Annotated in this window: 25 protein-coding genes and 1 pseudogene; 11 read left to right on the top strand and 15 right to left on the bottom strand. The window is 54.7% G+C overall.

What is annotated here, in order from left to right:
• Positions 1 to 15: 15 nt before the first annotated feature.
• The 4 genes from livG to livK form a co-directional block, all read right to left on the bottom strand.
• On the bottom strand, positions 16 to 783 hold the full coding sequence (livG, locus tag SK33_RS01225) for a high-affinity branched-chain amino acid ABC transporter ATP-binding protein LivG (protein WP_003023438.1): 768 nt from the start codon (positions 781 to 783) through the stop codon (positions 16 to 18).
• A complete protein-coding gene (gene livM / locus SK33_RS01220) occupies positions 780 to 2057 on the bottom strand; it encodes a branched chain amino acid ABC transporter permease LivM (protein ID WP_003023436.1) in 1278 nt (425 codons plus the stop codon). The genes livG and livM overlap by 4 nt, the downstream gene beginning before the upstream one ends.
• Positions 2054 to 2980 carry a high-affinity branched-chain amino acid ABC transporter permease LivH gene (gene livH, locus SK33_RS01215; protein WP_003023435.1) on the bottom strand — a complete coding sequence of 309 codons (927 nt, stop codon included), beginning with the start codon at positions 2978 to 2980 and terminating at the stop codon, positions 2054 to 2056. The genes livM and livH overlap by 4 nt, the downstream gene beginning before the upstream one ends.
• A gap of 61 nt (positions 2981 to 3041) precedes the next feature.
• Positions 3042 to 4151, bottom strand: coding sequence for a high-affinity branched-chain amino acid ABC transporter substrate-binding protein LivK (livK, locus tag SK33_RS01210; protein ID WP_003023433.1), 1110 nt, complete (start codon positions 4149 to 4151; stop codon positions 3042 to 3044).
• A gap of 423 nt (positions 4152 to 4574) precedes the next feature.
• Here livK and panM point away from each other — a divergent pair, with 423 nt between their 5' ends.
• Together panM and SK33_RS01200 are read left to right on the top strand one after the other, a co-directional pair.
• Positions 4575 to 4958: an aspartate 1-decarboxylase autocleavage activator PanM gene (gene panM / locus SK33_RS01205; protein WP_003023430.1), complete on the top strand. Its 384-nt coding sequence runs from the start codon at positions 4575 to 4577 to the stop codon at positions 4956 to 4958.
• Positions 4943 to 5069: pseudogene (locus SK33_RS01200) on the top strand (hypothetical protein). The gene panM and the pseudogene SK33_RS01200 overlap by 16 nt, the downstream one beginning before the upstream one ends.
• A gap of 83 nt (positions 5070 to 5152) precedes the next feature.
• On the opposite strand, the gene livJ reads toward SK33_RS01200, so the two are convergent.
• From livJ to ftsY, 5 genes are all read right to left on the bottom strand, one after another.
• The gene (gene livJ / locus SK33_RS01195; protein ID WP_003023428.1) at positions 5153 to 6256 is read right to left on the bottom strand and encodes a branched chain amino acid ABC transporter substrate-binding protein LivJ; all 1104 of its coding nucleotides are present in this window, start codon (positions 6254 to 6256) and stop codon (positions 5153 to 5155) included.
• Between the two features lie 270 nt (positions 6257 to 6526).
• The gene (rpoH, locus tag SK33_RS01190; protein WP_003023425.1) at positions 6527 to 7381 is read right to left on the bottom strand and encodes an RNA polymerase sigma factor RpoH; all 855 of its coding nucleotides are present in this window, start codon (positions 7379 to 7381) and stop codon (positions 6527 to 6529) included.
• Between the two features lie 255 nt (positions 7382 to 7636).
• Positions 7637 to 8695: a permease-like cell division protein FtsX gene (gene ftsX / locus SK33_RS01185; protein ID WP_003837835.1), complete on the bottom strand. Its 1059-nt coding sequence runs from the start codon at positions 8693 to 8695 to the stop codon at positions 7637 to 7639.
• Positions 8688 to 9356 carry a cell division ATP-binding protein FtsE gene (gene ftsE, locus SK33_RS01180; RefSeq protein WP_003023420.1) on the bottom strand — a complete coding sequence of 223 codons (669 nt, stop codon included), beginning with the start codon at positions 9354 to 9356 and terminating at the stop codon, positions 8688 to 8690. Before ftsE ends, ftsX begins: the two co-directional genes overlap by 8 nt.
• Before the next feature lie 2 nt (positions 9357 to 9358).
• Positions 9359 to 10885 carry a signal recognition particle-docking protein FtsY gene (gene ftsY, locus SK33_RS01175; RefSeq protein ID WP_048218794.1) on the bottom strand — a complete coding sequence of 509 codons (1527 nt, stop codon included), beginning with the start codon at positions 10883 to 10885 and terminating at the stop codon, positions 9359 to 9361.
• Between the two features lie 276 nt (positions 10886 to 11161).
• Between ftsY and rsmD the strand changes: the two genes are divergently transcribed.
• Complete coding sequence (gene rsmD / locus SK33_RS01170) at positions 11162 to 11758, top strand: 16S rRNA (guanine(966)-N(2))-methyltransferase (RefSeq protein ID WP_048218795.1); 597 nt, start codon at positions 11162 to 11164, stop codon at positions 11756 to 11758.
• Positions 11748 to 12023, top strand: coding sequence for a DUF1145 family protein (locus SK33_RS01165; RefSeq protein ID WP_003023415.1), 276 nt, complete (start codon positions 11748 to 11750; stop codon positions 12021 to 12023). The genes rsmD and SK33_RS01165 overlap by 11 nt, the downstream gene beginning before the upstream one ends.
• Before the next feature lie 100 nt (positions 12024 to 12123).
• Here SK33_RS01165 and SK33_RS01160 read toward each other — a convergent pair whose 3' ends face one another.
• Complete coding sequence (locus tag SK33_RS01160; RefSeq protein ID WP_003023413.1) at positions 12124 to 12483, bottom strand: DUF2500 domain-containing protein; 360 nt, start codon at positions 12481 to 12483, stop codon at positions 12124 to 12126.
• Positions 12484 to 12624: 141 nt separating this feature from the next.
• Between SK33_RS01160 and SK33_RS01155 the strand changes: the two genes are divergently transcribed.
• Together SK33_RS01155 and zntA are read left to right on the top strand one after the other, a co-directional pair.
• Complete coding sequence (locus tag SK33_RS01155) at positions 12625 to 13251, top strand: lysoplasmalogenase (RefSeq protein ID WP_048218796.1); 627 nt, start codon at positions 12625 to 12627, stop codon at positions 13249 to 13251.
• A 74-nt stretch (positions 13252 to 13325) separates the two neighbouring features.
• Entirely contained in the window at positions 13326 to 15524 is a 2199-nt protein-coding gene (gene zntA, locus SK33_RS01150; protein WP_048218797.1) for a Zn(II)/Cd(II)/Pb(II) translocating P-type ATPase ZntA, read from the top strand.
• A 93-nt stretch (positions 15525 to 15617) separates the two neighbouring features.
• On the opposite strand, the gene tusA is transcribed toward zntA, so the two are convergent.
• Entirely contained in the window at positions 15618 to 15863 is a 246-nt protein-coding gene (gene tusA / locus SK33_RS01145) for a sulfurtransferase TusA (protein ID WP_003023404.1), read from the bottom strand.
• A gap of 168 nt (positions 15864 to 16031) precedes the next feature.
• On the opposite strand from tusA, the gene SK33_RS01140 reads away from it, so the two are divergent.
• Positions 16032 to 16697, top strand: coding sequence for a 7-cyano-7-deazaguanine/7-aminomethyl-7-deazaguanine transporter (locus tag SK33_RS01140; protein ID WP_003837818.1), 666 nt, complete (start codon positions 16032 to 16034; stop codon positions 16695 to 16697).
• A 72-nt stretch (positions 16698 to 16769) separates the two neighbouring features.
• Entirely contained in the window at positions 16770 to 17327 is a 558-nt protein-coding gene (locus tag SK33_RS01135; RefSeq protein WP_003837816.1) for a DcrB family lipoprotein, read from the top strand.
• 3 nt (positions 17328 to 17330) lie between these two features.
• Here the strand turns inward: SK33_RS01135 and SK33_RS01130 are convergent, their stop codons facing one another.
• Positions 17331 to 18548, bottom strand: a complete 1218-nt coding sequence (locus SK33_RS01130) for an MFS transporter (RefSeq protein ID WP_048218798.1) — start codon at positions 18546 to 18548, stop codon at positions 17331 to 17333.
• Between the two features lie 133 nt (positions 18549 to 18681).
• On the opposite strand from SK33_RS01130, the gene SK33_RS01125 reads away from it, so the two are divergent.
• From SK33_RS01125 to nikR, 3 genes are all read left to right on the top strand, one after another.
• Positions 18682 to 19731 (top strand): AI-2E family transporter, encoded by a 1050-nt coding sequence (locus SK33_RS01125; protein WP_003023393.1) that lies wholly within the window; start codon positions 18682 to 18684, stop codon positions 19729 to 19731.
• 62 nt (positions 19732 to 19793) lie between these two features.
• Positions 19794 to 20372, top strand: a complete 579-nt coding sequence (gene acpT, locus SK33_RS01120) for a 4'-phosphopantetheinyl transferase AcpT (protein ID WP_003023390.1) — start codon at positions 19794 to 19796, stop codon at positions 20370 to 20372.
• A 49-nt stretch (positions 20373 to 20421) separates the two neighbouring features.
• The gene (nikR, locus tag SK33_RS01115; protein ID WP_032937232.1) at positions 20422 to 20823 is read left to right on the top strand and encodes a nickel-responsive transcriptional regulator NikR; all 402 of its coding nucleotides are present in this window, start codon (positions 20422 to 20424) and stop codon (positions 20821 to 20823) included.
• Between the two features lie 95 nt (positions 20824 to 20918).
• On the opposite strand, the gene SK33_RS01110 is transcribed toward nikR, so the two are convergent.
• From SK33_RS01110 to SK33_RS01100, 3 genes are read right to left on the bottom strand one after another with little or no spacing between them, the layout of a single operon-like run.
• A complete protein-coding gene (locus SK33_RS01110) occupies positions 20919 to 22043 on the bottom strand; it encodes an ABC transporter permease (protein ID WP_048218799.1) in 1125 nt (374 codons plus the stop codon).
• Complete coding sequence (gene rbbA / locus SK33_RS01105; protein WP_048218800.1) at positions 22043 to 24790, bottom strand: ribosome-associated ATPase/putative transporter RbbA; 2748 nt, start codon at positions 24788 to 24790, stop codon at positions 22043 to 22045. Before rbbA ends, SK33_RS01110 begins: the two co-directional genes overlap by 1 nt.
• The gene (locus tag SK33_RS01100; RefSeq protein WP_048218801.1) at positions 24787 to 25854 is read right to left on the bottom strand and encodes an HlyD family secretion protein; all 1068 of its coding nucleotides are present in this window, start codon (positions 25852 to 25854) and stop codon (positions 24787 to 24789) included. Before SK33_RS01100 ends, rbbA begins: the two co-directional genes overlap by 4 nt.
• Positions 25855 to 26118 lie beyond the last annotated feature (264 nt).

Here is a 26118-nt window from a genome sequence, read left to right as displayed (position 1 = left end):
TAATCCTCGCCCCCATTATGCTTCACCTAAATAGGCGCGGATAACATCCGGGTTATTACGAATCTGTTCCGGCGTCCCATTCGCCAGCGGCGTGCCCTGGTTCACCACGTAAATACGATCGGAAATCCCCATCACCAGCTTCATGTCGTGCTCAATCAACAAAATGGTGGTGTTGTGATGGTTACGCAGTTCAGCAATCAGTTCGTCCAGCTCTTTGGTCTCTTTCGGGTTGAGTCCCGCAGCGGGTTCGTCGAGCATCAGAATTTCCGGCTGGGTCACCATGCAACGGGCAATCTCCAGACGACGTTGATCGCCATAGGCCAGGTTACTCGCCTGACGGTTAGCGTGCTCCAGCAAACCAATACGCTCCAGCCAGGTGGCGGCGCGATCCAACGCTTCACTCTGCGCGCGACGGAACGACGGAGTTTTCAACAGGCCGGAGAAGACGCCGGTTTTCAGTTGCTGATGTTGCGCCACCAGCAGATTTTCAATCACCGTCATTTCGCGAAACAGACGTACGTGCTGGAAAGTACGCACCACGCCCATACGCGCGATTTGCTGACCCGGTAGTCCTTCCAGATGCTGGTCGCGCAGCTTAATCGTCCCGCCGGTCGGCTTATAAAAACCGGTCAGACAGTTAAAGACCGTGGTTTTTCCCGCGCCGTTTGGCCCGATTAACGAAACTATTTCCTGCGGCCGCAGTTCCAGTTCAACGTTGTTTACCGCCAGCAGACCGCCGAAGCGCATCATCAGGCCGTTAACAGATAATAATGGCTGACTCATGCCTGCTCTCCTTTTGCTTCCCCGTTTTTCAGTTTCAACTGTGGACGGGTCATCGGCAACAAGCCCTGCGGACGCCAGATCATCATCAGCACCATCAAACCACCCAGCATTAACATGCTGTATTCATTGAAATCACGCATCAGCTCGCGTGACACTACCAGCAGGATGGCCGCGAGGATCACCGCAAACTGTGAGCCCATTCCGCCCAATACCACAATCGCCAGCACAAAGGCCGACTCGGCAAAGGTGAAGGATTCCGGGCTGACAAACCCCTGGCGCGCGGCAAACAGCGTACCGGCAAAACCGGCAAACGCGGCGCTGATGGTAAAAGCTGTCAGTTTGATGCGCGTAGGGTTTAAGCCCAGCGAGCGACAGGCAATTTCATCTTCACGTAGCGCTTCCCACGCACGGCCCAACGGCATACGCAGCAGACGGTTAATCACAAACAGCGAGAAGACCACCAGCAGCAGCGCCACCAGATAGAGGAAAATGACGCGGTCAGAGGGATCGTACTTGACGTTAAAGAAGTTGCTGAAGGTATCCCAGCCGCCTTCACGGGCGGTACGGCTAAACTCCAGACCGAAAAAGGTCGGTTTCGGGATCTGGCTGATACCGTTCGGGCCACCGGTCACTTCGGTGTTGTTGAGCAGCAGGATACGGACGATTTCACCGAAGCCTAAGGTCACAATAGCCAGATAATCACCGCGCAGGCGCAGTACCGGGAAGCCGAGCAGGAAGCCAGCAGCAGCGGAAACCAGCCCCGCCAGCGGCAGACAGGTCCAGAAGCCGAGTCCGTAATAGTGGTTCAGCAGCGCGAAGGTGTAAGCGCCAATGGCATAAAAGCCGCCGTAGCCCAGCACCAGCAGGCCGGAAAGCCCCACCACCACGTTTAAGCCGAGGCCGAGGATGATATAAATCATCGTCAGCGTGGCGATATCCACCGTACCGCGCGAGACCATAAACGGCCACGCCACGGCAATCACCAGCAACGCCACCAGGAACAGCTTCTGTTTAACGGTGGAGCCGTCAATCGCCGGCAGAATAAACTTCGGTCCGGAGACGCTCTTCAGGCCCTTCTGGAAAGCTGGACGCAGCAACTGAAAGAGGAAGACCACGCCAGTACCAATAAACACCCACTGCCAGCGAATATCCGCCGCGGAATCCACCACCAGTTTGGTGCCGTCAAGCTCTAACTGAACGCCCATAAAGACGCCCGCCAGGACAAAGAACATGGCGGCAGAGAGCAGCGCCATTGCAAAATGCATCGGTTTCATACTTTCTCTACCTCCGGGCGACCCAGAATACCGGTCGGCATCACCAGCAGCACCAGAATCAGCAGCGCGAATGAAACGACGTCTTTGTATTCAGTACTCAGATAAGCAGAGGAGAGCGCTTCCGCGACGCCCAGAATCAGGCCGCCGATCATCGCCCCAGGAATGCTGCCGATGCCGCCAAGCACCGCTGCGGTAAAGGCCTTCATCCCGGCCATAAAGCCGATGTACGGGTTAATTACGCCATAGAATTGACCAAGCAGCACGCCCGCGACCGCCGCCATTGCCGCGCCAATCACAAAGGTCAGCGCAATCACGCGATCGGTGTTGATGCCGAGCAGGCTGGCCATTTTCAGGTCTTCCGCGCAGGCACGGCAGGCGCGACCCATACGGGAGTAACGGATAAACAGCGTCAGCGCCAGCATCGCCAGGAAGGTTACAATCCAGATAACCAACTGCATGGTGGTGATGGAAGCAGAGAAGTTTTCGCTACTGCCAACGGTCCACTGGCCATTAAACAGGCTGGGCAGTGCCACATCGCGCGAACCTTCCGTCAGGCTGACGTAGTTTTGCAGGAAGATGGACATCCCGATAGCGGAAATCAGCGCGATCAGGCGCTTAGAGCTGCGCACGGGTCGATACGCCACGCGTTCAATGCTCCAGCCGTAGGCGCTGGCAATCACAATCGCGCCGACGAAGCCCGCCGCGACCAGTAGCCAACTGGAATCAATGCCCATCATCATTAGCGCAGCGATGATCATAAAGGAGACATAGCTGCCGATCATATACACCTCGCCATGGGCGAAGTTGATCATGCCGATAATGCCGTACACCATCGTGTAACCGATGGCGATCAGCGCGTAGGTGCTTCCCAGCGTGACGCCGTTAAACATCTGCTGCAAGAAATAGAGGAACTGCTCGGACATAAGGTAACCTTTTTATACCCGCCCATTTTACACGGGCGGTGGGATAACTCGTCTTCAGGTATTACTTCGCGACGGTCGATGAACCGTCCGCATGCCACTGGAAGACACCAAACTCAAATCCCTTCAAATCGCCTTTTTCGTCCCATTTCAGCGGCCCAATCACGGTATCAGCCCCGTGTGCTTTCAGATCTTTCACCAGGTCCAGCGGCTCTTTGCTACCGCTGCGATCCATTGCTGTCGCCAATGACTGGACGGCTGCATAAGTGATCCACACGTACGGTCCAGTTGGATCTTTCTTGTCAGCTTTGAGCGCATCGACGATAGCTTTATTCGCCGGATCCTGGTCATAGCGTTTTGGCATGGTCACCAGCATGCCCTCAGCGGCATCACCAGCAATGTTAGACAGCGACGCATTGCCGACGCCCTCTGGTCCCATAAACTGGGTTTTCAGCCCGACGGAACGTGCCTGGCGCAGCATTTGCCCCATTTCCGGGTAGTAGCCGCCGTAATAAACAAAGTCGATATTTTCTTTTTTCAGGCGAGCGATCAGCGCAGAAAAATCTTTTTCCCCGGCGGTGATACCGTCAAAGAAAACGATGTTGGCTTTGCCCGCTTTCAGGCTGTCCTGCACTGAACGCGCCAGGCCTTCACCGTATTGCTGTTTATCGTGAATGATGGCAATGCGCTGCGGCTTCACCTTCTCCAGAATGTATTTCGCGGCGGTCGGCCCTTGAGAGGAGTCCAGGCCCGCTGTACGCATAATGTGAGCGTAACCGCGCTGGGTCAGTTCCGGGTTTGTGGCGCCCGGAGAAATCATCAGAATGCCTTCATCTTCATAGATATCTGATGCGGGCTGCGTGGAAGATGAGCACAGATGTCCAATAACGTACTGAATGCCGTCATTGACGATTTTGTTCGCTACTGCAACGGCCTGTTTCGGATCGCAGGCGTCGTCATATTCCACAGCGACCAGTTTGTCGCCTTTGACCCCGCCTTTGGCATTGATATCTTTAATGGCCTGACGTGCGCCATTAAATTCCATATCACCCCACTGCGCGACCGGACCTGACATCGCGCCGACAACAGCGACCTTGATATCTTCCGCCATGACCGCGTGTGACATTGCCAGTGCTATCACCCCTGCGATGATTGTTTTCGCATTCCGTTTCATTACCTGAATCCCCATTCGTGACGTAATTAATATTTTGTATTTATGTGGTTAAAAAGCAGTCTGTGCTTTTTTTGAACTGCACTATTTTTACCAGTCTCATTAATGGTTTAGAGCAGTCATTTAAGCAAAATCAGGCTAAAATCTCTATTTTTCAGTCGATTAAGAAAAGATAATATTCTGCTTTTCACTATAGATAAACAAAAAAAAGTACGTTTGTCAGCATAAAATAACGGTACAAAGAGCCGAATAAAATGCTGCATTCCAGGGTATTATTCTGCCTGTTTTTCAATCTCTACGGTTTCAAACTGTCATTACTGTTGTTACAAAATTATTAATCTGGTTATTCACATAAAAAAGAGAAAGCATCCGGGCGAATTATTTCGGTACACTCATTCCATCTTTTGTGATTTGGACATGCTGTTAATGAAGCTGACCATCGTTCGTTTAGATAACTTTAGCGACCAGGACCAGATTGATCTGGGCAAAATCTGGCCGGAATATTCCGCCTCATCATTAAGCGTAGATGAAACGCACCGGATCTACGCCGCGCGCTTTAACGAGCGTCTGTTAGGCGCAGTTCGCGTAACCCTGAGCGGCACACAAGGCGCATTGGATTCATTGCGCGTACGCGATATCACCCGCCGCCGCGGCGTCGGGCAGTATTTGATCGAAGAAGTGATCCGGGAAAACTCTGACGTGAGTTCATGGTGGATGGCCGACGTCGGCGTTGAAGACCGCAGCGTGATGGCCGCGTTTATGCAGGCGTTAGGGTTTACGGCCCAGGAAAATGGCTGGGAAAAAAGATAAAAAAGCCGGATGGCGCTGACGCTTATCCGGCCTACATGCTGGGAGAAAAAATAAAAAACCACCTCGCAATTTTCCAAGAATTTCGCGCTGCAGGAAGGCGGCAAGTTATGAAGTCCCCGGGAGCTTACAGAAGTAAGTGACCGGGGTTGAATAACGTAGCCAACGCACCTGCAGCGCGAAAGGCGCCAGGAAAATTACTTGGCGTCTGTCGCCGTACCATTAGCATGCCAGTCAAACACGCCGAATTCGAAGCCTTTCAGATCGCCTTTCGCATCCCATGACAGCGGCCCCATTACGGTTTCCACTGAGTTTGCTTTCAGGTATTTGGCAATTTCAGCCGGGTCGTCAGACTGGTTCAGACCGGCCTGCAAGGATTGCAGCGCGGCGTAGGTGGTCCATACGAATGCACCACTCGGATCCTGTTTCTTGGCTTTGATCGCGTCCACAATCGGTTTGTTCGCCGGAACCTGATCGTAGTTCTTCGGTTTCGTTACCAGTAAGCCTTCTGCAGACTCACCCGCGATGTTAGACAACGACACGTTCGCTACCCCTTCTGGTCCCATAAACTGGGTTTTCAGACCCGCAGCGCGTGCCTGGCGCAGAATCTGCCCCATTTCCGGGTGGTAACCACCGTAGTAAACGAAATCGATATTCTCTTTCTTCAGACGCGCCACCAGAGTAGAGAAATCTTTCTCGCCAGCGGTGATCCCATCGAAGAACACCACGTCAGCGTTGGCTTTCTTGAGGTTGTCCTGCACGGAACGCGCCAGGCCTTCACCATACTGTTGTTTGTCGTGAACGATCGCAATGCGCTTCGGCTTCACTTTTTCAACGATATATTTGGCAGCAGTCGGGCCCTGATCGGAATCCAGACCGGTGGTACGTAACACCAGGTTATAGCCGCGCGCGGTCAGCTCCGGCGCCGTTGCCGCTGGGGTAATCATCAGAATGCCTTCGTCTTCATAGATATCTGACGCAGGCTGAGTGGAAGATGAGCACAGGTGGCCGATAACGTATTTAATCCCGTCGTTGACCACTTTGTTAGCTACCGCTACCGCTTGTTTCGGGTCACAGGCATCGTCATATTTCACCATGACCAGTTTGTCGCCTTTCACGCCGCCTTTGGCATTGATATCTGCAATCGCCTGCTCTGCGCCAGTAAATTCCTGATCGCCATACTGCGCTACCGGACCGGACATCGCGCCGACGACAGCAACTTTAATATCCTTAGCAAACGCCATATTGCTCAAAGACAGGGCGATACATCCTGCCAATAACGCTTTACCCTTCATATTCATCCTGACAATCCCCATTATTGTGGTTATTACGTGTGTTGTGATGTTGTTGTTCAGCACTTTATTTCGATTATTGGATAGCCACCCGTGCTTTAGCAGCATACTCTGCTAAAACATACCCGATTTTTATTATTTTGGAATAGCTAAATTTGACATGCAGATAACAACTTGATGACAAAAAGCATAAACGTCAGGAGAGAGGGTGAGAGATAAAAACAAAAAACCCCGGATTTTCATCCAGGGTTTATCAGCATTTCCAGGTCGGCTGGAAGATTATGCTTCGATCGCCGCGCGCAATTTTTTCATGGCGTTCTTTTCAAGCTGACGAACACGTTCAGCGGAAACGCCATAGCGATCGGCCAGTTCCTGCAACGTCGACTTGTTGTCTTCGTCCAGCCAACGAGCACGAATGATGTCCTGGCTACGCTCGTCCAGACCTTCCATTGCGTGGGTCAGTTTGTTCGCGGCCTGATCTTCCCAGTTATCTTCTTCAATGCCGTCGGCAAAGTTAGAAGATTTATCCTGCAGATACAGCACCGGGGCCATCGGCTGGCTGTCAGACTCATCGTCTGAAGACATGTCAAACGTCATGTCCTGCGCCGCCATACGGGATTCCATTTCGCGCACGTCTTTGCTGGAAACACCCAGCTCGCGAGCAACCATTTCAACTTCGTCCTGGTTAAACCAGCCCAGACGCTGCTTGGTTTTACGCAGGTTAAAGAACAGCTTACGCTGCGCTTTAGTGGTCGCGACTTTAACGATACGCCAGTTACGCAGAACGTATTCGTGGATCTCAGCTTTGATCCAATGCACGGCGAAGGAAACCAGGCGCACACCCACTTCAGGGTTGAAACGGCGCACGGCTTTCATCAGGCCGATATTACCTTCCTGAATCAAATCCGCCTGCGGCAGGCCATAGCCCGCATAATTACGAGCAACATGAACAACAAAGCGCAGGTGAGACAGGATCAGCGTTTTAGCTGCTTCCAGATCGCCCTGGTAATGCAGCTTTTCAGCCAGTGCCCGCTCCTCGTCAGCCGACAACATCGGCCACGCGTTCGCAGCCCGGATGTAAGATTCCAGGTTACCAACAGGGGCTAAAGCTAAATTTTGCATTTCTTTGGTCATTCAAATCCTCTCAATCTTTTCATCTGGCGCATTGGCTAAAACCAATAGCAACAACCATGCCAGAGCTTATGAGCAACGAGAATATCATTCAATCTTTTATCAGACAGTGATTTTATCCACAAGTTCCATGTCGTAATGTGTATAGATTACGCACAAAATGTGACATCACAATGAATACGCCGGGAAGAGATCACAGGGACTCTTTCCCTGCAGAGCGAACTACTCAGTGCAGGGAAAGATTATACCAGAGATTTTTTAATCGGGGGTAAAGTGGCGTAAATGTTGAACCGTGGCAAGCCAGGCTGCCACCCAGCCAATCATCGAGCACACCAGCAGCAATAACAGGCATTCATCGAATGATAAACCATTGATATCAAACTTGGTTCCAAATACCTGTGCCACTTCAGTTACCGCTGACGACAGACGCATCACCAAAATTTCTGACAAAATCAGTGAAAGAAATGCACCGGAAAAACCGAGCAGTGCCCCGCCGTAGAGGAACGGACGCAGGATAAATCCATCCGTCGCGCCAATCAGTTTTTGCACGTTAATGGTATCGCGACGCGCAAAAATACTCAGACGCACGCTGTTACCGATGACGAGGAAGACCGCCGCTACCATCAGCACGCCAATCATCGCGGAAACGCGTCCGACAAGGCCCGTCAGCGCCGCCAGGCGAGCGAACCAGCTGTCATCCATCCGCACTTCATCAATACCGTTGATTTGTGCGATGCGGTCACGCAGCGTGTTTAGCGACTCCGTACCCTGGAAGTCCAGTTTCGGGATCACCACCGCCACGGCCGGCAGCGGGTTCTCTTCCAGCATATCCAGCGCACCGCCAAATCCAGACCAGTTACGGAATTCGCCCAGCGCGTCGTCACGGGAAAGATAATTCACTTTCTCCACGCCCTGCTCGGCCTGCAACTGACCAACCACCCGCGCCGCCGCATCATCATCCAACGTTTTTTGCAGGTAAACGGTGATCTGCGGGGACGGATAATACTGACTTGCTGCATGGTTTACGTTCTTATAAACCATGTAGCACACGCTTGGCAGCGTCAGGGAGATGGCAATAACCATCACCGTCAGGAACGTCGCCAGCGGCTTGCTTTTCAGGTCCTGTAACGCGCCCTGGAACGCATAACGTACCTGCTCATTAAAGACATTGGTTTTACGCGAGTTCGGCTTTGGCGCGGCCTTCGCACGCTTAGGCGCGTTGCGACCGCCATCACCCGGCGCACCGCCCGATTTACGAAAGCGATCCAGTCGGCCACCGAACTGTTTGATTTGGTTAATAGCGTCACGTCTATTCATGCGCCAGGCCTCCATGCAGATGTCCATCGCTCAGAACCATTTGGCGATAGGAGCGACGGGAGATCAGGCCAATATCGTGCGTGGCCATTAATACCGTGACCCCGACGCGGTTAAACTCTTCGAACAGGCGCAGGATCCCTTCCGACAGCGCGTCATCCAGGTTCCCCGTTGGTTCATCCGCCAGCAGCACCGCTGGTTTATTCACCACCGCACGGGCAATGCCGACGCGCTGTTGTTCACCGCCAGAGAGCTGAATCGGGAAGTTTTTCGCTTTGTCCAACAGCCCGACCTTATCCAGCGCCGCTGACACGCGACGACGAATATCGTCCCCGCTGGCGCCCGCGATGATCAGTGGGATTGCCACGTTGTCAAACACGGTTCTATCCATTAGCAGGTGGTGATCCTGAAAAATCATGCCAATCTGACGACGCAGAAACGGCACTTCGCGGTTTTTCAAACGGCTGATGTCATGCCCGCTAAAGTAGATTTTCCCGGCGCTGGGCCGTTCAATTCCACAAATCAGCTTCAGCAGGGTACTTTTCCCCGCGCCGGAGTGGCCGGTCAGAAACGCCATCTCGCCAGGCTGCATATGGAAGGTCACTCCCTGCAGCGCTTGTCTCCCACCGAGATAGGCCTTGCTGACATGTTCAAAGCGAATCATTGTTAATCCTCTCGGGCAAAAAGTGCCTCTATAAAATCGTCCGCTTTAAACGGACGTAAATCCTCGATACGTTCGCCCACACCGATATAGCGGATAGGGATGCCAAACTGATCGGCAACCGAGAAGATAACCCCGCCCTTCGCCGTACCGTCCAGCTTGGTCAGGGTGATACCGGTTAAGCCCACCGCTTCATGGAACAGTTTGGCCTGGCTTATCGCATTCTGCCCGGTGCTGGCATCGATAGTCAGCATAACTTCATGCGGCGCATCTTCGTCCAGCTTCTTCATGACGCGAACGATTTTTTTCAATTCTTCCATCAGGTGCGATTTATTCTGCAAACGCCCTGCGGTATCAGCGATCAGCACGTCTACGTTACGCGCCTTCGCCGCCTGGATGGCATCAAAGATAACGGACGCGGAATCCGCACCGGTATGCTGAGCAATCACCGGGATATTATTACGCTGACCCCAGACCTGCAGCTGTTCTACCGCCGCCGCACGGAAAGTATCGCCCGCCGCCAGCATTACTGATTTACCCTGCTGCTCAAACTGACGCGCCAGCTTACCAATAGTGGTGGTTTTACCCACACCGTTGACGCCAACCATTAAGATAACAAATGGTGTTTTGCCCTCAACATTCAGCGGTTCGTCAACCTTCGCCAGAATCTCGCCCATCTCTTCTTTCAGCAGGCCGTACAGCGCTTCCGCATCTTTAAGCTGCTTGCGGCTGGCACCTTCTGTCAGATTCGCAATGATCTTACGGGTCGTTTCTACGCCCACATCGGCGATCAGCAGCTGCTCTTCCAGCTCTTCAAACAGATCATCGTCGATCTTTTTACCACGGAACAGACTGATAAATCCGGAACCGAGGTTTTCTTTTGTTTTCAGCAGGCTGCGTTTCAGTCGCGCAAAGAAACCTTCTTTGGTTGGTTTTTCCTGCTCCTGGACCGCCTCTTCTTCTACCGCTTCTTCTACAGCAGGTTCTTCTACCGGCGCCACCATAACCGCTTCTTCAGCAGCCTCAGCGGCCAGCGCCTGGGCTTCCAGCTCTTCGTCGGTCAGTTGCGGCTCGTTTTCAGCTTCTTCTTCAGCCGCCTCAACGATTTCCACGGTTTCCGCTTCGGCCTGCCACTCTTCGGCAGAAACTTCTTCGGTTTTCACCTCTTCCGGCAGCGGCAATTCTTCGCGTTCGATAACCACCGCCGCTGGCGTTTCCACTACAGTTTCAGCAACGGGTTCAGCAACCAGCTCAATTTCCGGCTGCGCTTGTTTGGCGACAGGTTCTTCTTCCGGCTGCAGTTTCTCAATTTCCGCAACCTGTTCAGTTACTTCAACGACCTCAGCTGCAAAGGCTTGCGTTTCCGCCTCGCTACGGGTTTCCTCGGCGCGCGGCTGTTCGTCAACGACGGTAGTTTCTTCAGCAACCGGTTGTTGTTCTTCGTTTTTTACTTCTGTCTCGTTTTCCGGTGCCTGCTCTTTTTGACCAAAGCCCAGCCAGGAAAAAAAGCCACGTTTTTTCTCTTTCGCCATTTGCGACTACACTCCCCCGCTGTTGCTTCATGGCACAGCGTCAACGCTATGTACATAGCAGCTAAAAAAATGATGAAATAGTCTATCACTTATACCCAATGAATTTCGAGTTACGTCAAGGCGGCAAGCGCACGAATCCCGATGAGCTTACTTTTAGTAAGTGATTCGGGTGAGTAAGTGCAGCCAACGAAGAGGTAACTTGAAAGGCGACGGGTTAACTTAACTCACATCACCGCCTGGAATGACATGCTATAGGCGGATTGAGCAATAATAGAAATGAAAAAACCGAATCACTCTGGTAGCGGCCAGATCCGCATTATTGGCGGGCAATGGCGTGGCCGTAAACTCCCGGTTCCGGACAGCCCCGGCCTGCGTCCGACCACCGACCGTGTGCGCGAAACGTTGTTTAACTGGCTGGCCCCGGTAATGGTCGATGCTCACTGTCTGGACTGCTTCGCCGGCAGCGGCGCGCTGGGGCTGGAAGCGCTCTCTCGCTATGCGGCAAATGCGACGCTTCTGGAGATGGATCGCGCGGTATCTCAGCAGCTACAAAAGAATCTCGCCACGTTGAAAGCCTCCCATGCCCGCGTCGTCAATACCAATACGCTGGCATTTTTGGCTCAGACGGGTACGCCGCATAACGTGGTATTTGTGGATCCGCCGTTTCGCAAAGGGTTACTGGAAGAAACATTAACGCTTCTGGAAACTCATGGCTGGCTGGCGAACGAAGCGTATATTTACGTGGAAAGCGAAGTAGAAAACGGTTTGCCGCCGGTTCCGGTGAACTGGTCGCTATACCGTGAGAAAGTCGCCGGACAGGTCGCCTATCGCCTGTACCAACGTGAAGCACGAGGAGAACACGATGCTGATTAACCTGGGACGCCTGCTGATGCTGTGCGTCTGGGCATTTTTACTACTGAATATTTTCCAACCCTTTCCACGCCCGCTTAACATCTTCGTTAACGTCGCACTGATATTTATGGTGCTGATGCATGGCATGCAACTGGCGCTACTAAAAAGCACCATGCCTAAAGATGGCCCGCAGATGACCAACGGAGAGAAAATCCGTATTTTTCTGTTCGGCGTCTTTGAGCTACTGGTGTGGCAGAAGAAGATTAAAGATCAGTTGAAGAAGTAACTGCGATCTTTTCGCCCGGAGGCACGTTGCGAGCCGGGGCGAAAAAATCTGTAGGCCGGATAAGGCGTAAGCCGCCATCCGGCATCAGTCAGATGACACCTTAGCGTTCAAGCGTAAAATCAACAAAACGCGAACCTTTGTAACTTAGCGTGCCTTTATCCCCGACCGTTAGCGCATGGTACTGCTGAGCATCCAGACGAAACGTCTGCTCCAGGCCGCCGTTTTGTGGCTTAAAGCTGGCTTCATAGCGCATGCTGGTTCCCGCCGGGCTCACTTCCTGTTGACGGGATCGTCGATCGTTAAGCGGTTTTTCCCGTTTGTTACTCACCACCACCTGCTTTTGCACCAGCGGCGCCGCATCATTATCGGCTTTTTCACGCCGCTGCTGAACAAAGCGAAACGACGCGGCGACAACAATTAAGATAATGATAACAATGAAAAAAAGTGGTGGTTTGCTCATAGTATTAACCCATCAGAAAATGCGGAAATAAGCATACATTGCCCGTTATGGTGTTGTCATCTGGCAGTGTCGACCTCTACACTGGACAGTAGAGCCGTAAGCACCCCGCTTACGAAAAAATAACGAATTCAAGGAACTAAGATGCTTTGGTCGTTTATCGCTGTCTGCCTTTCCGCATGGTTGTTCGTGGATGCTTCCTATCGTGGGCCCGCCTGGCAACGCTGGGTCTTTAAACCCCTGACGTTACTCCTGCTGGCGCTGCTGGCCTGGCAGGCGCCAATGTTTAGCGCTATCAGTTACCTGGTGCTGGCTGGTCTGCTGGCCTCGCTGCTGGGCGATGCGCTGACGCTATTGCCGCGCCAACGCCTGCTGTACGCAGTGGGGGCATTCTTCCTGTCGCATCTGCTGTATACCATTTACTTCGCCAGCCAAATGACGCTGTCGTTCTTCTGGCCTTTGCCGCTGGTACTGGTGGTGCTGGGGGCGCTGCTGATTGCCGTGATCTGGACGCGTCTGGAAGAGTTGCGCATCGCTATTTGTACCTTTATTGGCATCACGCTGATGATGGTCTGGATGGCTGGCGAACTATGGTTCTTCCGCCCGACCGCTCCGGCGCTGTCGGCATTTATGGGCGCATCGCTCCTGTTCATTGGCAATATTGTCTGGCTGGGTAGCCATTACCGTCGTCGCTTTCGCGCCGATAACGCCATTGCCGCCGCCTGCTACTTCGCCGGACATTTCCTGATTGTTCGTTCGTTGTATCTTTAAAACGCTTGACTCTGGAGTCGACTCCAGAGTGTATCCTCCGGTTAATACGAAATGATTATCAACCGGAGGATGCCATGTCGACACCTGATACCAGTGGCAAAAAGGCCCCACAATTTTCTTCTTTCAAGCCAGCGCCTGCGCCACAAAAGGCGGATGACTGCTGCTGCGAAGGAAGCTGCTCCACTACACCGCCCGTATCCGATACCGTACTAGGTACCCGCTATTCCTGGAAAGTGGCAGGCATGGACTGCGCAGCCTGCGCCCGCAAAGTAGAGAATGCGGTCCGCCAGGTCAGCGGCGTCAACCAGGTCCAGGTTCTGTTCGCCACTGAAAAACTGGTGGTCGATGCCGGTTCCGATATCCGCCAGCAAGTTGAAAACGCGGTGCAAAAAGCAGGCTATACCCTGCGCGATGAGCACGCGACGGACGCCGCCCCCGAGTCACGTTTTAAAGAAAACCTACCGCTGATTTCGCTGATTATCATGATGGCGATTAGCTGGGGGCTGGAGCAGTTCAATCATCCCTTCGGTCAGATAGCGTTTATCGCCACCACGCTGGTCGGTCTGTATCCCATTGCCCGTCAGGCCCTGCGTCTGATGAAAACCGGCAGCTACTTTGCCATTGAAACATTGATGAGCGTGGCCGCCATTGGTGCACTGTTTATCGGCGCGACGGCGGAAGCCGCCATGGTGCTGCTGCTGTTTTTAATTGGCGAACGCCTGGAAGGATGGGCCGCCAGCCGTGCCCGTAAAGGGGTCAGCGCACTGATGGCGCTCAAACCGGAAACCGCCACGCGCCTGCGTAACGGCGGGCGCGAAGAGGTGGCTATTAATAGCCTCCGCCCTGGCGATGTTATTGAAGTTGCCGCGGGTGGGCGTTTACCTGCCGACGGCAAACTGGTTTCCGGCTTTGCCAGTTTTGATGAAAGCGCACTGACCGGCGAATCGATCCCGGTTGAACGCGCCACCGGCGAGAAAGTCCCGGCAGGTGCTACCAGCGTGGACCGTCTGGTTACGCTGGAAGTGCTCTCCGAACCGGGCGCCAGCGCCATTGATCGTATTCTGAAGCTGATTGAAGAAGCGGAAGAACGTCGCGCCCCCATTGAGCGCTTTATTGACCGTTTCAGTCGAATTTACACTCCAGCCATTATGGCGGTTGCGCTGCTGGTCACCCTCGTACCGCCGCTGCTGTTTGCCGCATCCTGGCAGGAGTGGATTTATAAAGGACTGACGCTGCTGTTGATTGGCTGTCCTTGCGCACTGGTGATTTCAACCCCCGCAGCCATTACCTCTGGTCTTGCCGCCGCGGCGCGTCGTGGGGCGTTAATCAAAGGCGGTGCCGCGCTGGAACAGTTGGGTAGAGTCACACAGGTGGCGTTTGATAAAACCGGCACCCTGACCATCGGTAAACCGCGCGTCACAGCGATTCATCCGGCAAGCGGTATTGGTGAAGCTGAACTGCTGGCACTGGCGGCAGCAGTAGAGCAAGGTGCGACACACCCGCTGGCACAAGCGATTGTCCGGGAAGCACAAACACGCGAACTGACTATTCCTGTCGCAAGAGAGCAACGGGCTCTGGTTGGCTCTGGAATTGAAGCGCTGGTCGACGGCGAGCGCGTGCTGATTTGCGCCGCCGGTAAGCAGCCTGCTGATGCCTTTGCCGGGCAGATAAGCGAGCTGGAAAGCGCGGGCCAAACGGTGGTGCTGGTGCTGCGTAACGATACTGTACTCGGCGTGCTGGCCCTACAGGACACGCTGCGCGACGACGCTCGCAACGCTATCGCCGAGCTTGATCAGATTGGCGTGAAAGGCGTGATCCTGACCGGTGATAACCCGCGTGCAGCGGCCGCCATTGCCGGTGAACTGGGTCTCGAATTTAAAGCAGGACTCTTGCCGGAAGATAAGGTGCAGGCCGTTACCCATCTCAACCGACAATCGCCGCTGGCGATGGTTGGCGACGGTATCAACGATGCTCCGGCAATGAAAGCGGCTACCATTGGCATTGCGATGGGAAGCGGTACCGACGTCGCGCTGGAAACCGCCGATGCCGCCCTGACCCACAACCGCCTGCGCGGTCTGGTGCAAATGATTCAACTGGCGCGGGCCACCCACGCCAATATTCGCCAGAACATTGCGATTGCGCTGGGCCTGAAGGGGATTTTCCTCGTCACCACGCTGCTCGGGATAACCGGATTGTGGCTGGCAGTGCTGGCCGATACGGGGGCAACGGTACTGGTGACCGCTAACGCGCTGCGGTTGTTACGTAAAGGATAGTTTTTTGCCGGATGACGGCGTGGCCTTATCCGGCCTACGGGTTACACGTTCTTTGTAGGCCGGATAAGCGTTAGCACCATCCAGCAAACAAAACTAGTGACCTTTACGCAGCAGATAGCGGTACGGCAGCGAGTCGGTCTCTTTGGCCACCAGCTCATGCTCCATAAAGGTACAGAAGCCAGGAATATCGCGGGTTGTTGCCGGATCGTCGGCGACAATCAGCAGTGTTTCACCGGCCTGCATGCCACGTACGGTTTTACGCACCATCATCACCGGTTCCGGGCAGCGCAGTCCCTGGGCATCAAGAGTATGGTCGGGGGAAGTAAACAGGTCGCTCATCGTCGTCTCATTCATACAAAAACGGCGTTATTTTACGCTCTGTTGTGGCGTAAGCCAATCAGGTTAACGATTGCGTGAAAAACAACCATTGCAATGTGCTCTTAAAGCAGTATCATGCGACGGTTTTTTATTGGGTTCCCTCACCCCATCCAACAAAAAGGTCACAATATGACTCCGTTTACACAAACTCAGCGCGTAAAAGCGTTGTTCTGGCTATCGCTATTTCATCTGCTGGTGATCACCTCCAGCAACTATCTGGTGCAGCTTCCAATCTCCATTTTTGGTTTCCATACCACATGGGGCGCATTTAGCTTTCCGTTTATTTTCCTCGCGACCGACCTGACCGTGCGTATTTTTGGCGCGCCGCTGGCTCGACGTATCATCTTTGCGGTGATGATCCCCGCGTTGCTGATCTCCTATGTCGTTTCGTCCCTGTTTTATATGGGATCGTGGCAGGGATTTGGCGCACTGCTGCACTTTAACCTGTTTGTTGCCCGTATCGCCGCCGCCAGCTTTATGGCTTACGCGCTGGGACAAATTCTGGATGTGCACGTCTTTAACCGCCTGCGCCAGAACCGTCGTTGGTGGCTGGCACCGACAGCGTCCACGCTATTTGGCAATATCAGCGATACGTTGGCCTTCTTCTTTATCGCTTTCTGGCGTAGCCCGGATGCCTTCATGGCCGAGCACTGGATGGAAATCGCGCTGGTCGATTACTGTTTCAAGGTGCTGATCAGCATTATTTTCTTCCTGCCGATGTACGGCGTGCTGCTGAATATGTTGCTGAAAAGGCTGGCAGATAAATCCGAAATCGCTGCATTGCAGACGAGTTAAAGGTTCATTTTCCGAGTTGTGATAAGATGGACGAATGAGCCGTTATGGCCGTTTATCGAAAGGAAGAAGTCAATGCGCAATCTGGTTAAATATGTCGGTATTGGCCTGCTGGTTATGGGGCTTGCAGCCTGTGATAATAGCGATACAAAAGCGCCAGCCGAGGGTGCTGCCGCAGAAAGTAGCGCCAGCGGACAACCGGTCAGCCTGCTGGACGGCAAACTCAGTTTTTCCCTGCCAGCGGATATGACCGATCAGAGCGGCAAGCTGGGCACCCAGGCGAACAATATGCACGTCTATTCTGACGCAACCGGCCAGAAAGCGGTGATTGTGATTGTTGGCGACAACACCAACGAAGACCTGGCTGTGCTGGCAAAACGTCTGGAAGATCAGCAGCGTAGCCGCGACCCACAGCTGCAGGTCGTCACCAATAAATCTATTGAGCTGAAAGGCCATACGTTGCAGCAGTTAGACAGCATCATCTCAGCCAAAGGCCAGACCGCTTACTCTTCCGTAGTGCTGGGTAAAGTGGACAATCAACTGCTGACCCTGCAAATCACGCTGCCTGCTGACGATCAGCAAAAAGCGCAGACTACCGCAGAAAACATCATTAACACGCTGGTTATCCAGTAACGGTTAAGACGATGACGCGGCCTCCGGTGACACCACCTGAGGCCGTTTTTTTAGCCGCCATGTCAGCAATAACGCCACCGCCACCAGCCCAGCTGCCGCCAGATAGATAACCGGCACGCCCGCCCACGTCATTATCAACCCGGCCAGCGGCCCGGTAACCCCCAGCGATAAATCCATAAACACCGTGTAGGTCGCCAGCGCAGCGCCCTGATTTTGCTGCGGGACGGCTTTTACCGCTACCACGCCCAGCGCCGGGAAAACCAGTGAGAACCCAGCCCCAGCCAGCAGAACGCCGATTTTCGCCATCCACGGCATGGAAGCCATCCCGACCAGCAGCAGCCCGACAATCTCGACGCTAAAGCAAATCATCGCCACATTCAGCCCGCCTAAACGGTTGATACCATTTGGGAACAACAGTCGAGTGCCGACAAATGTGCAGCTAAAAAGCGTCAGCGCGAAAGCTGCGCCGTCCCAGCCTTTGGCATCATAAAACAGGGTAATAAACGTGGCGATCACCCCAAATCCAGCGGAGGCCAAGGCCAGCGCCATACCGTACAACCAGACGCGCCCGAGCACCGCGCGAAACGGCAACGGTTTGCCTTTGCTGGCCTTCACCGCAGAACGAGGGAGCGCCAGCAGTATCGCCACCAGCGCCACGCCCATCACGGTCAGCGCCAGCCCCTGTAAGCCCCCCCAGGCATAAAACAGAACGCCCAGCGGCGCGCCTATCGCCATCGCGCCATAGGTCACGATGCCATTCCAGGAAATCACCCGTCCGATGTGCATTGAGCCAACCACCCCCACGCCCCACAGCGTAGAGCCAGTTCCGGCAAAGCTTTGCCCGATCCCGAGAATCACCCGCCCCAGGCACAGCAGCAGCAGACTAGCCAACGGCCAGCCGTTCGTTGATCCCGCCAGCAAATAGCCCAGACCACTTAAAAAGCAGCCACACAGCCCGAATACCACAATCTTCTTTGGCCCCAGCAGATCGGCATAGCGACCGGCATGCGGACGGATCAGCAGCGTAGCGAAATATTGCAGGCTGATAACCAGCCCAGCCCAGAAGGCGCTGAACCCCATCACATCATGAACATAGCCTGGCAAGACCGCGAGCGGCAGGCCGATGGTCAGATAGCTGGCGAAGTTGAACATCACCACAGAGACAATGCGCAGGTTAAGGCGTAAACCGCTCAGCGTCGGTTCAGCGACGGGTTCGGGCATGGAGGGTCACCACATTTTCACAACAGTGTTTCATTTCTACCATGTTGCCGCGCAGAAATCAGCAGTCAGTTTAGGAATCTCAGCCGCAAGCCAGCCGCTACACTTAATGCAAAAACGCAAACAGGAAGAAAATATGACAACCGCTCAGCCCGATAAAACGGGTTTGCACATTTTACTCAAACTGGCTGCTTTGGTGGTGATCCTCGCCGGTATTCATGCCGCGGCGGATATCATTGTGCAACTGCTGCTGGCCCTCTTTTTTGCCATTGTATTGAATCCGCTGGTCGCCTGGTTTATTCGCCGGGGAGTACGTCGCCCGGTTGCCATTACGCTCGTAGTGGTGGTGATGCTGTTCGTCCTCACGGCACTGATCGGCGTCCTCGCGTCTTCGATCACGGAATTCATGGCCATGCTACCCAAATACAACAAGGAGCTGACACGTAAGGTCCTGCATCTGCAAGAGATGGTTCCCTTTTTAAATCTGCATATGTCCCCGGAGCGCATGCTACAACGCATGGACTCCGACAAAATAATGACCTTCACCACCACGCTGATGACAAGTCTTTCCGGCGCCATGGCCAGCGTCGTTCTGCTGGTGATGACGGTCGTCTTTATGCTGTTTGAGGTACGTCATGTTCCTTATAAGCTGCGCTTTTCGCTGAACAACCCACAAATCCATATTGCGGGGCTGCATCGGGCGCTCAAGGGCGTATCTCACTATCTGGCACTGAAAACGTTGCTCAGCTTATGGACCGGTGCCATCATCTGGCTGGGTCTGGCACTGATGGGGATTCAGTTTGCTCTGATGTGGGGCGTGCTGGCCTTCCTGCTAAACTACGTGCCCAACATTGGCTCGGTCATTTCCGCCGTCCCGCCCATGATCCAGGCGCTGCTGTTCAACGGCATTTACGAATGCGTACTGGTTGGTGCGCTGTTCCTGGTGGTGCATATGGTGATTGGCAATATCCTCGAACCCCGCATGATGGGGCATCGGCTGGGATTATCGACGCTTATCGTCTTCCTCTCTTTGCTGGTATGGGGATGGCTGCTCGGCCCGGTAGGCATGCTGCTCTCTGTGCCGTTAACCAGCGTGTGTAAAATCTGGATGGAAACGACCACAGGCGGCAGCAAACTGGCAATTTTGCTTGGACCCGGCAGGCCCAAAAGTCGATTACCGGGATAAACTTGCAAACAGCATGTGAAGAGTGGTACACAACCCCATTATTACTAAAGGTTAGTCCTGATATGTACCGGATCGTTCTTGGGAAAGTTTCTGTTTTAAGCGCTGGCGAACTGCCTGCCGCGATGAAAGAGCAAGCGCCGCAAGGTGTTCGCCGTGCGCGCTGGCTGGCAGGTCGCGTGCTGCTTTCCCATGCACTTTCGCCATTACCGAACATCATCTATGGCGAGCAAGGAAAACCGGCCTTTTCCGCCGATACGCCGCTGTGGTTCAATCTCAGCCACAGCGGCGATGACATCGTCCTGCTGCTCAGCGACGAAGGGGAAGTCGGCTGCGATATTGAAGTTATTCGCCCGCGCGATAACTGGCAAACGCTGGCAAATACGGTATTCAGTCTTGGGGAACACGCTGAAGTTGAAGCCGAACACCCGGAGCAACAGCTGGCGGCGTTCTGGCGCATCTGGACGCGTAAAGAAGCTATCGTGAAACAGCGCGGCGGCAGTGCCTGGCAAATCGTCAGCGTCGACAGTACCGCGCTGACCTCCTCACTCTCCGTCAGCCAGTGCCAGATCGATACCCTGAGCCTGGCGGTTTGCACCCCCACGCCATTTACCCTGACCGCCGACGCCGTACACAGGCTGTAATGTTTTCATTCCCGTGCGCCGCCGCGCAATATCGTAAGGTTGAAATCTGATGCAACGTATCACCATCACACTTGATGACGATTTATTAGAAACGCTCGACGGCCTGAGTCAGCGCCGTGGCTACAACAACCGTTCCGAAGCGATCCGCGATATTCTGCGCAGCGCACTGGCGCAGGAAACCACTCAGGAGCACGGCACTCAGGGCTTCGCGGTACTCTCGTATGTTTATGAGCATGAGAAGCGTGACCTGGCGAGCCGCATTGTTTCTACCCAACACCACCACCACGATTTATCGGTCGCCACGCTGCACGTGCACATCAACCATGACGACTGCCTGGAAATCGCCGTACTAAAAGGCGACATGGGCGATGTACAGCATTTTGCCGATGACGTGATCTCCCAACGCGGCGTGCGCCACGGTCATTTGCAGTGCCTGCCGAAAGAAGAGTAATTGCCTGTTTCGTTGCCGGATGGCGGCTACGCCTTATCCGGCCTACTCCGTTACCGTTTGTAGGCCAGGCAAGCGAAGCCCCCTGGCAATAATGTTTACGCCATCGTGCCAATCGTCTTTCGAAAGCGCAGCAGCGCTATCAGGAAGAACGCGCTGCCAATCGCCAACAGCGTCAGGAACTGCGGCCAGACGATGCCAAACCCTGCACCGCGGTAAAGTATCGCCTGCGCGAGGCTGACAAAATGGGTAGTTGGCATAGTCAGCATTATGTCCTGCACCGCCTGCGGCATGCTTTCACGCGGTGTAGAACCACCAGAGAGCATCTGTAGCGGCAGCAGTACCAGAATCATCAGTAACCCCAGCTGCGGCATAGAGCGCGCCAGCGTGCCCATAAAAATACCGATCGAAGTGGTGGCGAACAGGCTCAGCGCCACGCCCAGCATAAACAGCGGTATCGAACCTTCAATCGGTACGCCGAGCACGCCTTTTACCATCAGCATCAGCGACAGACCGGAAACCACCAGCACCACCAGACCCATCGACCAGATTTTTGCCATCATGATCTCAAACGGCGTCACCGGCATCACCAGCAGATGCTCAATGGTCCCGTGCTCGCGCTCGCGGATCAGCGCCGACCCGGTAAGCACGATCGCCAGCATGGTGATGTTGTTGATAATCGCCATCACCGCGCCAAAGCGGGCAGGTTCCAGATTAGGGTTAAAGCGCATACGCATTTCCAACGCCACCGGCGGCTCACGATTGTCACGGTAACGCGCCACAAAGCTGTTCACCTCGCCGCTGATGATATTCTGGATATAGCTGTTGCCGGTAAAGGCCTGACTCATCCGCGTGGCATCGACGTTAACCTGTATATCCGGCTGCCGACCGGCCAACACATCACGCTGAAAATCAGGTGGAATGTTCACGGCGAAGGTGTAGCGCCCGGCGTCCAGTCCGGCATCCATCTCATCAGCGGTGATCATCTCCGGCGGTAAAAACCACGGGCGATAAAAGCTGTTCACAATCCGGTTCGACAACTGCGACTGGTCCATATCGGCAATAGCAATCGGCGCCAGATGCAGCGAACCCGGCAGGACGGTCGCGGAAGAATAAACCGAAATCGTGAAGGCAAAGACGATCAGCGTCAGCATCGCTTTGTCACCCAGCAGGCTGCGCAACTCCTTGATACCGAGGTTATAAATATTGCGTAATCGGCGCATCACCCCTCCTGTTTTTTCAGCAGTAATACGCTCAGACCAATCACCACCGGAATGGCTACCACCAGCGGAATAAACAGCTGCCAGAGATCGGTCAGATCCAACGCTTTAGAGAACGTCCCACGCGCGATGGTCAGAAAATGGCTGGTCGGGTAAATTTCACCAATCCAGCGTCCAGGCCCTTCGAGCGAGGCGACCGGATCGATCATCCCAGAAAACTGCGTCGCCGGGATCAGCGTAATAATCGCCGTACCAAAAATGGCCGCGATCTGGCTTTTCATAAACGTGGAAATTAACAGACCCAGCCCGGTGGCAATGGTGACGTACAACAGCGCGGCCAGCGTCAGGGTTAAAAAACTCCCCTTATGCGGCACGCCGAACACAAACACCGACAGCGCGCACAGCAGCAGGAAGTTCAGCATCCCCAGCACGATGTACGGCAACTGTTTGCCGAGTAAAAACTCGCTGCGGGTCGTGGGCGTAACGTACAGGTTGATAATCGACCCCAGCTCTTTCTCACGCACTACGCTGAGGGCGCTGAGCATCGAGGGGATCATCATCAGCAGCAGCGGGATCACCGCCGGAACAATCGCCGGCAGACTCTTTACATCCGGGTTGTAACGATAGCGAGTTTCAATGGTCATCAGCCCGTTTTGCCCACTGGAATTGGGTTGACGCGCCATCACATCCTGCAGCCAGGTCTGGTGCATCGCCTGTACGTAGCCTCTGACCGTTTCAGCGCGGCTCGGCATTGCGCCATCGACCCAGACGCCAATCTTCACCGGCGTGCCACGCGCGATATCGCGGCCAAAGTTTGGCGGGATCTCTATTGCTACCGCCACTTCGCCCGAACGCATCCGTTTGTCCAGCTCGTCATAACTGGTGAGCGGCGGCTGTTCGATAAAATAGCGCGATCCCGCCAGATTCAGCGTCCACGCCTGGCTGCTGACGGTCTGGTCACGATCGAGCACCGAAAAACGCAGGTTCTCCACATCCATGCTGATGCCGTAGCCCATGATCAGCATCAGGATCACTGTGCCCATCAGCGCCAGCGTTGAACGTACCGGATCGCGTCGTAGTTCCAGCGCTTCACGGCGGCTGTAGCTGAACAACCGCCGCAGGCTAAAGCCCTGCCGCGGCGGCTGACTATTTTCATGCGCTATCGGAACATTGGCTGGCGGTAACTGAGCTTCCGGAGCCGGGCCTGCCGCTTCCTGTAACCAGGAGATAAACGCCTCTTCCAGACTGGCGGCGCCACGCTGTTTCACCAGTTCCTGCGGCGTGCCGCTGGCCAGTACTTTTCCGGCGTGCATCAGCGACATCCGGTCGCAGCGCTCCGCTTCGTTCATAAAGTGGGTGGAGATAAAAATGGTCACTTTGTCCTGCCGCGACAGATCGACCATCAGTTGCCAGAACATGTCCCTCGCCACCGGATCGACCCCGGAGGTCGGCTCATCAAGAATGAGCATTTCCGGGCGATGAATCACCGCCACCGCCAGCGACAGGCGTTGACGGATCCCCAACGGCAGCGCGCCGGGCAACGCGTCTTCGACATCGGTCAGCGAAAAGCGCTCGCTCATCTCTTGTACCCGCCCGGGGATTTCTGCTTCGGGGATATGGAACAACCGCGCATGTAGTTCGAGGTTTTGCCGGACAGTTAGCTCGCTGTAGAGCGAAAACGCCTGCGACATATAGCCCACCCGGCGGCGGGTATCGATATTCTTCGGGTCAACCGCTTGCCCAAACAACCACGCCTCACCTTCGCTTGCGGGTAGCAGACCGGTGAGCATCTTCATGGTGGTGGATTTACCGCAGCCATTGGAGCCGAGAAAACCGAAGATTTCCCCGCGCGGAATACGAAAGTTAACGTGGTCAACGGCGACAAACTTACCGAAGCGCATAGTCAGGTCTTTCGCCTCGATAGCAATCTCTTCCTGCTCAGCGTGATACGGCGGGATCACCACCGGCTTATGCGCCTGGCGCTGGGCTTCAGGTAGCAGCGCGATAAACGCCTGCTCCAGCGTGTTGCTGTTGGTTTGTTCGCGTAGCTGCTGGGCGCTCCCGGTGGCTAACACCTCCCCGGCGTTCATCGCCACCAGCCAGTCAAAGCGCTCGGCTTCTTCCATGTAAGCGGTCGCAACCAGCACGCTCATGTTAGTCTGCCGCTGGCGAATGCTGTTAATTAGATCCCAGAACTGGGCGCGGGACAGCGGATCGACCCCGGTGGTGGGTTCATCGAGAATTAACAGTTCCGGGTCGTGGATTAACGCACAGCACAGCCCCAGCTTTTGCTTCATCCCGCCCGAGAGTTTCCCGGCGGGACGGTCGCGAAACGGTGCCAGGCCGGTGCTGTTCAGCAGCTCGGTAATCCGCGCTTCGCGTTCCGCTTTATCATGACCAAACAGCCGGGCAAAGAAATCGACGTTCTCATACACCGACAGCGTATGGTACAGGTTTTTCCCTAACCCCTGCGGCATCCAGGCAATGCGCGGGCAGACATCCCGTCGATGTTTTGGGTCGCGCATATCGCCGCCCAGCACCATCACGTTGCCGTGTTCAATGACCCGCGCGCCGGAGATGAGCGACAGCAGGCTCGATTTTCCGACGCCATCCGGGCCAATAAGCCCCACCATACAGCGGGCAGGGATATCCAGCGTGATGTTGTTCAGCGCGACCGTTTTCCCGTAATGCTGACTCACGCCGTCAAGGTGCGCCACGGGAGGAACGGGAACCAGCGCCAGATGCGTCATTGCGGCAACCTCACCACCAGGTCGTCAGGCCAGGGGCGATTTTCATCAACACGCACCCACGCCATGCCCGGCAGACCGGTTTTCACGTACTCCAGATGCTGCTGCAACAGCTCTGGCGGGATACGCGCTTTAACGCGGAACATCAGCTTCAGCCGTTCATCACTGGTTTCGACCGTTTTCGGCGTGAACTGCGCGACGCTAGCCACAAAGCTAATGGTCGCCGGAATACGCAGATCCGGCGCAGCATCCAGCACCAGGCGAGCTTCACCGCCAATCTTCAATAAACCAGCCTGTTCGGTAGGTAAGAAGAACGTCATGTAGACATCGCTGAGATCGACCATGTTCAGTACGCGACCGCCCGCGGAAAGCACCTCGCCCGGTTCGGCGACGCGGTACTGCACACGACCATCGCGCGGGGCTTTCAGCTCGCTGTCATCAATATCAGCGGCAATGCGACGTTCGGTGGCCTGCGCGGCTTCTACACGGGTTTGCGCCTGAATGATGCTGGTACGGGCGGCTTCAATTGCGGCTTTTGCCGCAGAGACCTGCGCCTTGGCGGATTCCAGTGCCGCGCGAGCACTTTCAGCCGCGGCCCTGTCGTCATCCAGCTGTTGCTCGGATACAGCCCCACGCTGGGATAGCGAACGGGAGCGAACGTGACGTTTAGAGACCGACTGCAGTTCCGCCTCGCGCTGTTTTACCACCGACTGCGCGGCGCGCATTTCACTTTGCCGCTGTTCCAGCAGCGCTCGTGCCGCAGCCACCGCGCTTTCAGCTTCTTTGATTTGCGCGACAGCTTCCAGCCGCTGCTCCTGCAGCACGCGGGTATCCATTTTCGCCAGCACCTCGCCCTGACGAACGAACTGCCCTTCCGATACGAGGATTGTGTCAATTCGTCCGGCAATCTTGGTGGCAATATCCACTTCGGTAGCTTCTATTCTGCCGTTGCTGGCCGCGAAACCTTCCGGAATCCCCGCAGGACGCAACATCCACCATGCTATTGCAGCAACCACCACCACAATACCCGCGCCCCACCACACCAGATGACGCTTAATCTTTTCCATATCCGACCCGCCGTAATCCCTGTTATCAAACGATGCGTGTCACAAAGCCCACTGAACAGCTATTCAGCGGGAGATTCCATCCGGGATGAGAAGGAATGAGAAATAATGGCCAGAGTGCGGACAGGCGTTATAGCAACGCACACCGCGAAGGAAGTGAGTGACGAAAATGCTGTGAAATCGGGTAGTAATGTTGTCATCATCAGCGTTCCTGGCCGGAAATGAAACACGCATACTCATAACTGCTGTCTATTGAATACTAACACC

The organism is Citrobacter sp. MGH103, assembly GCF_001034475.2.
GTDB classification, from domain to species: Bacteria; Pseudomonadota; Gammaproteobacteria; order Enterobacterales; family Enterobacteriaceae; genus Citrobacter; species Citrobacter freundii.
Note: the sequence above shows the minus strand (reverse complement) of the source record. Positions and strands in the feature narration are given on the sequence as shown.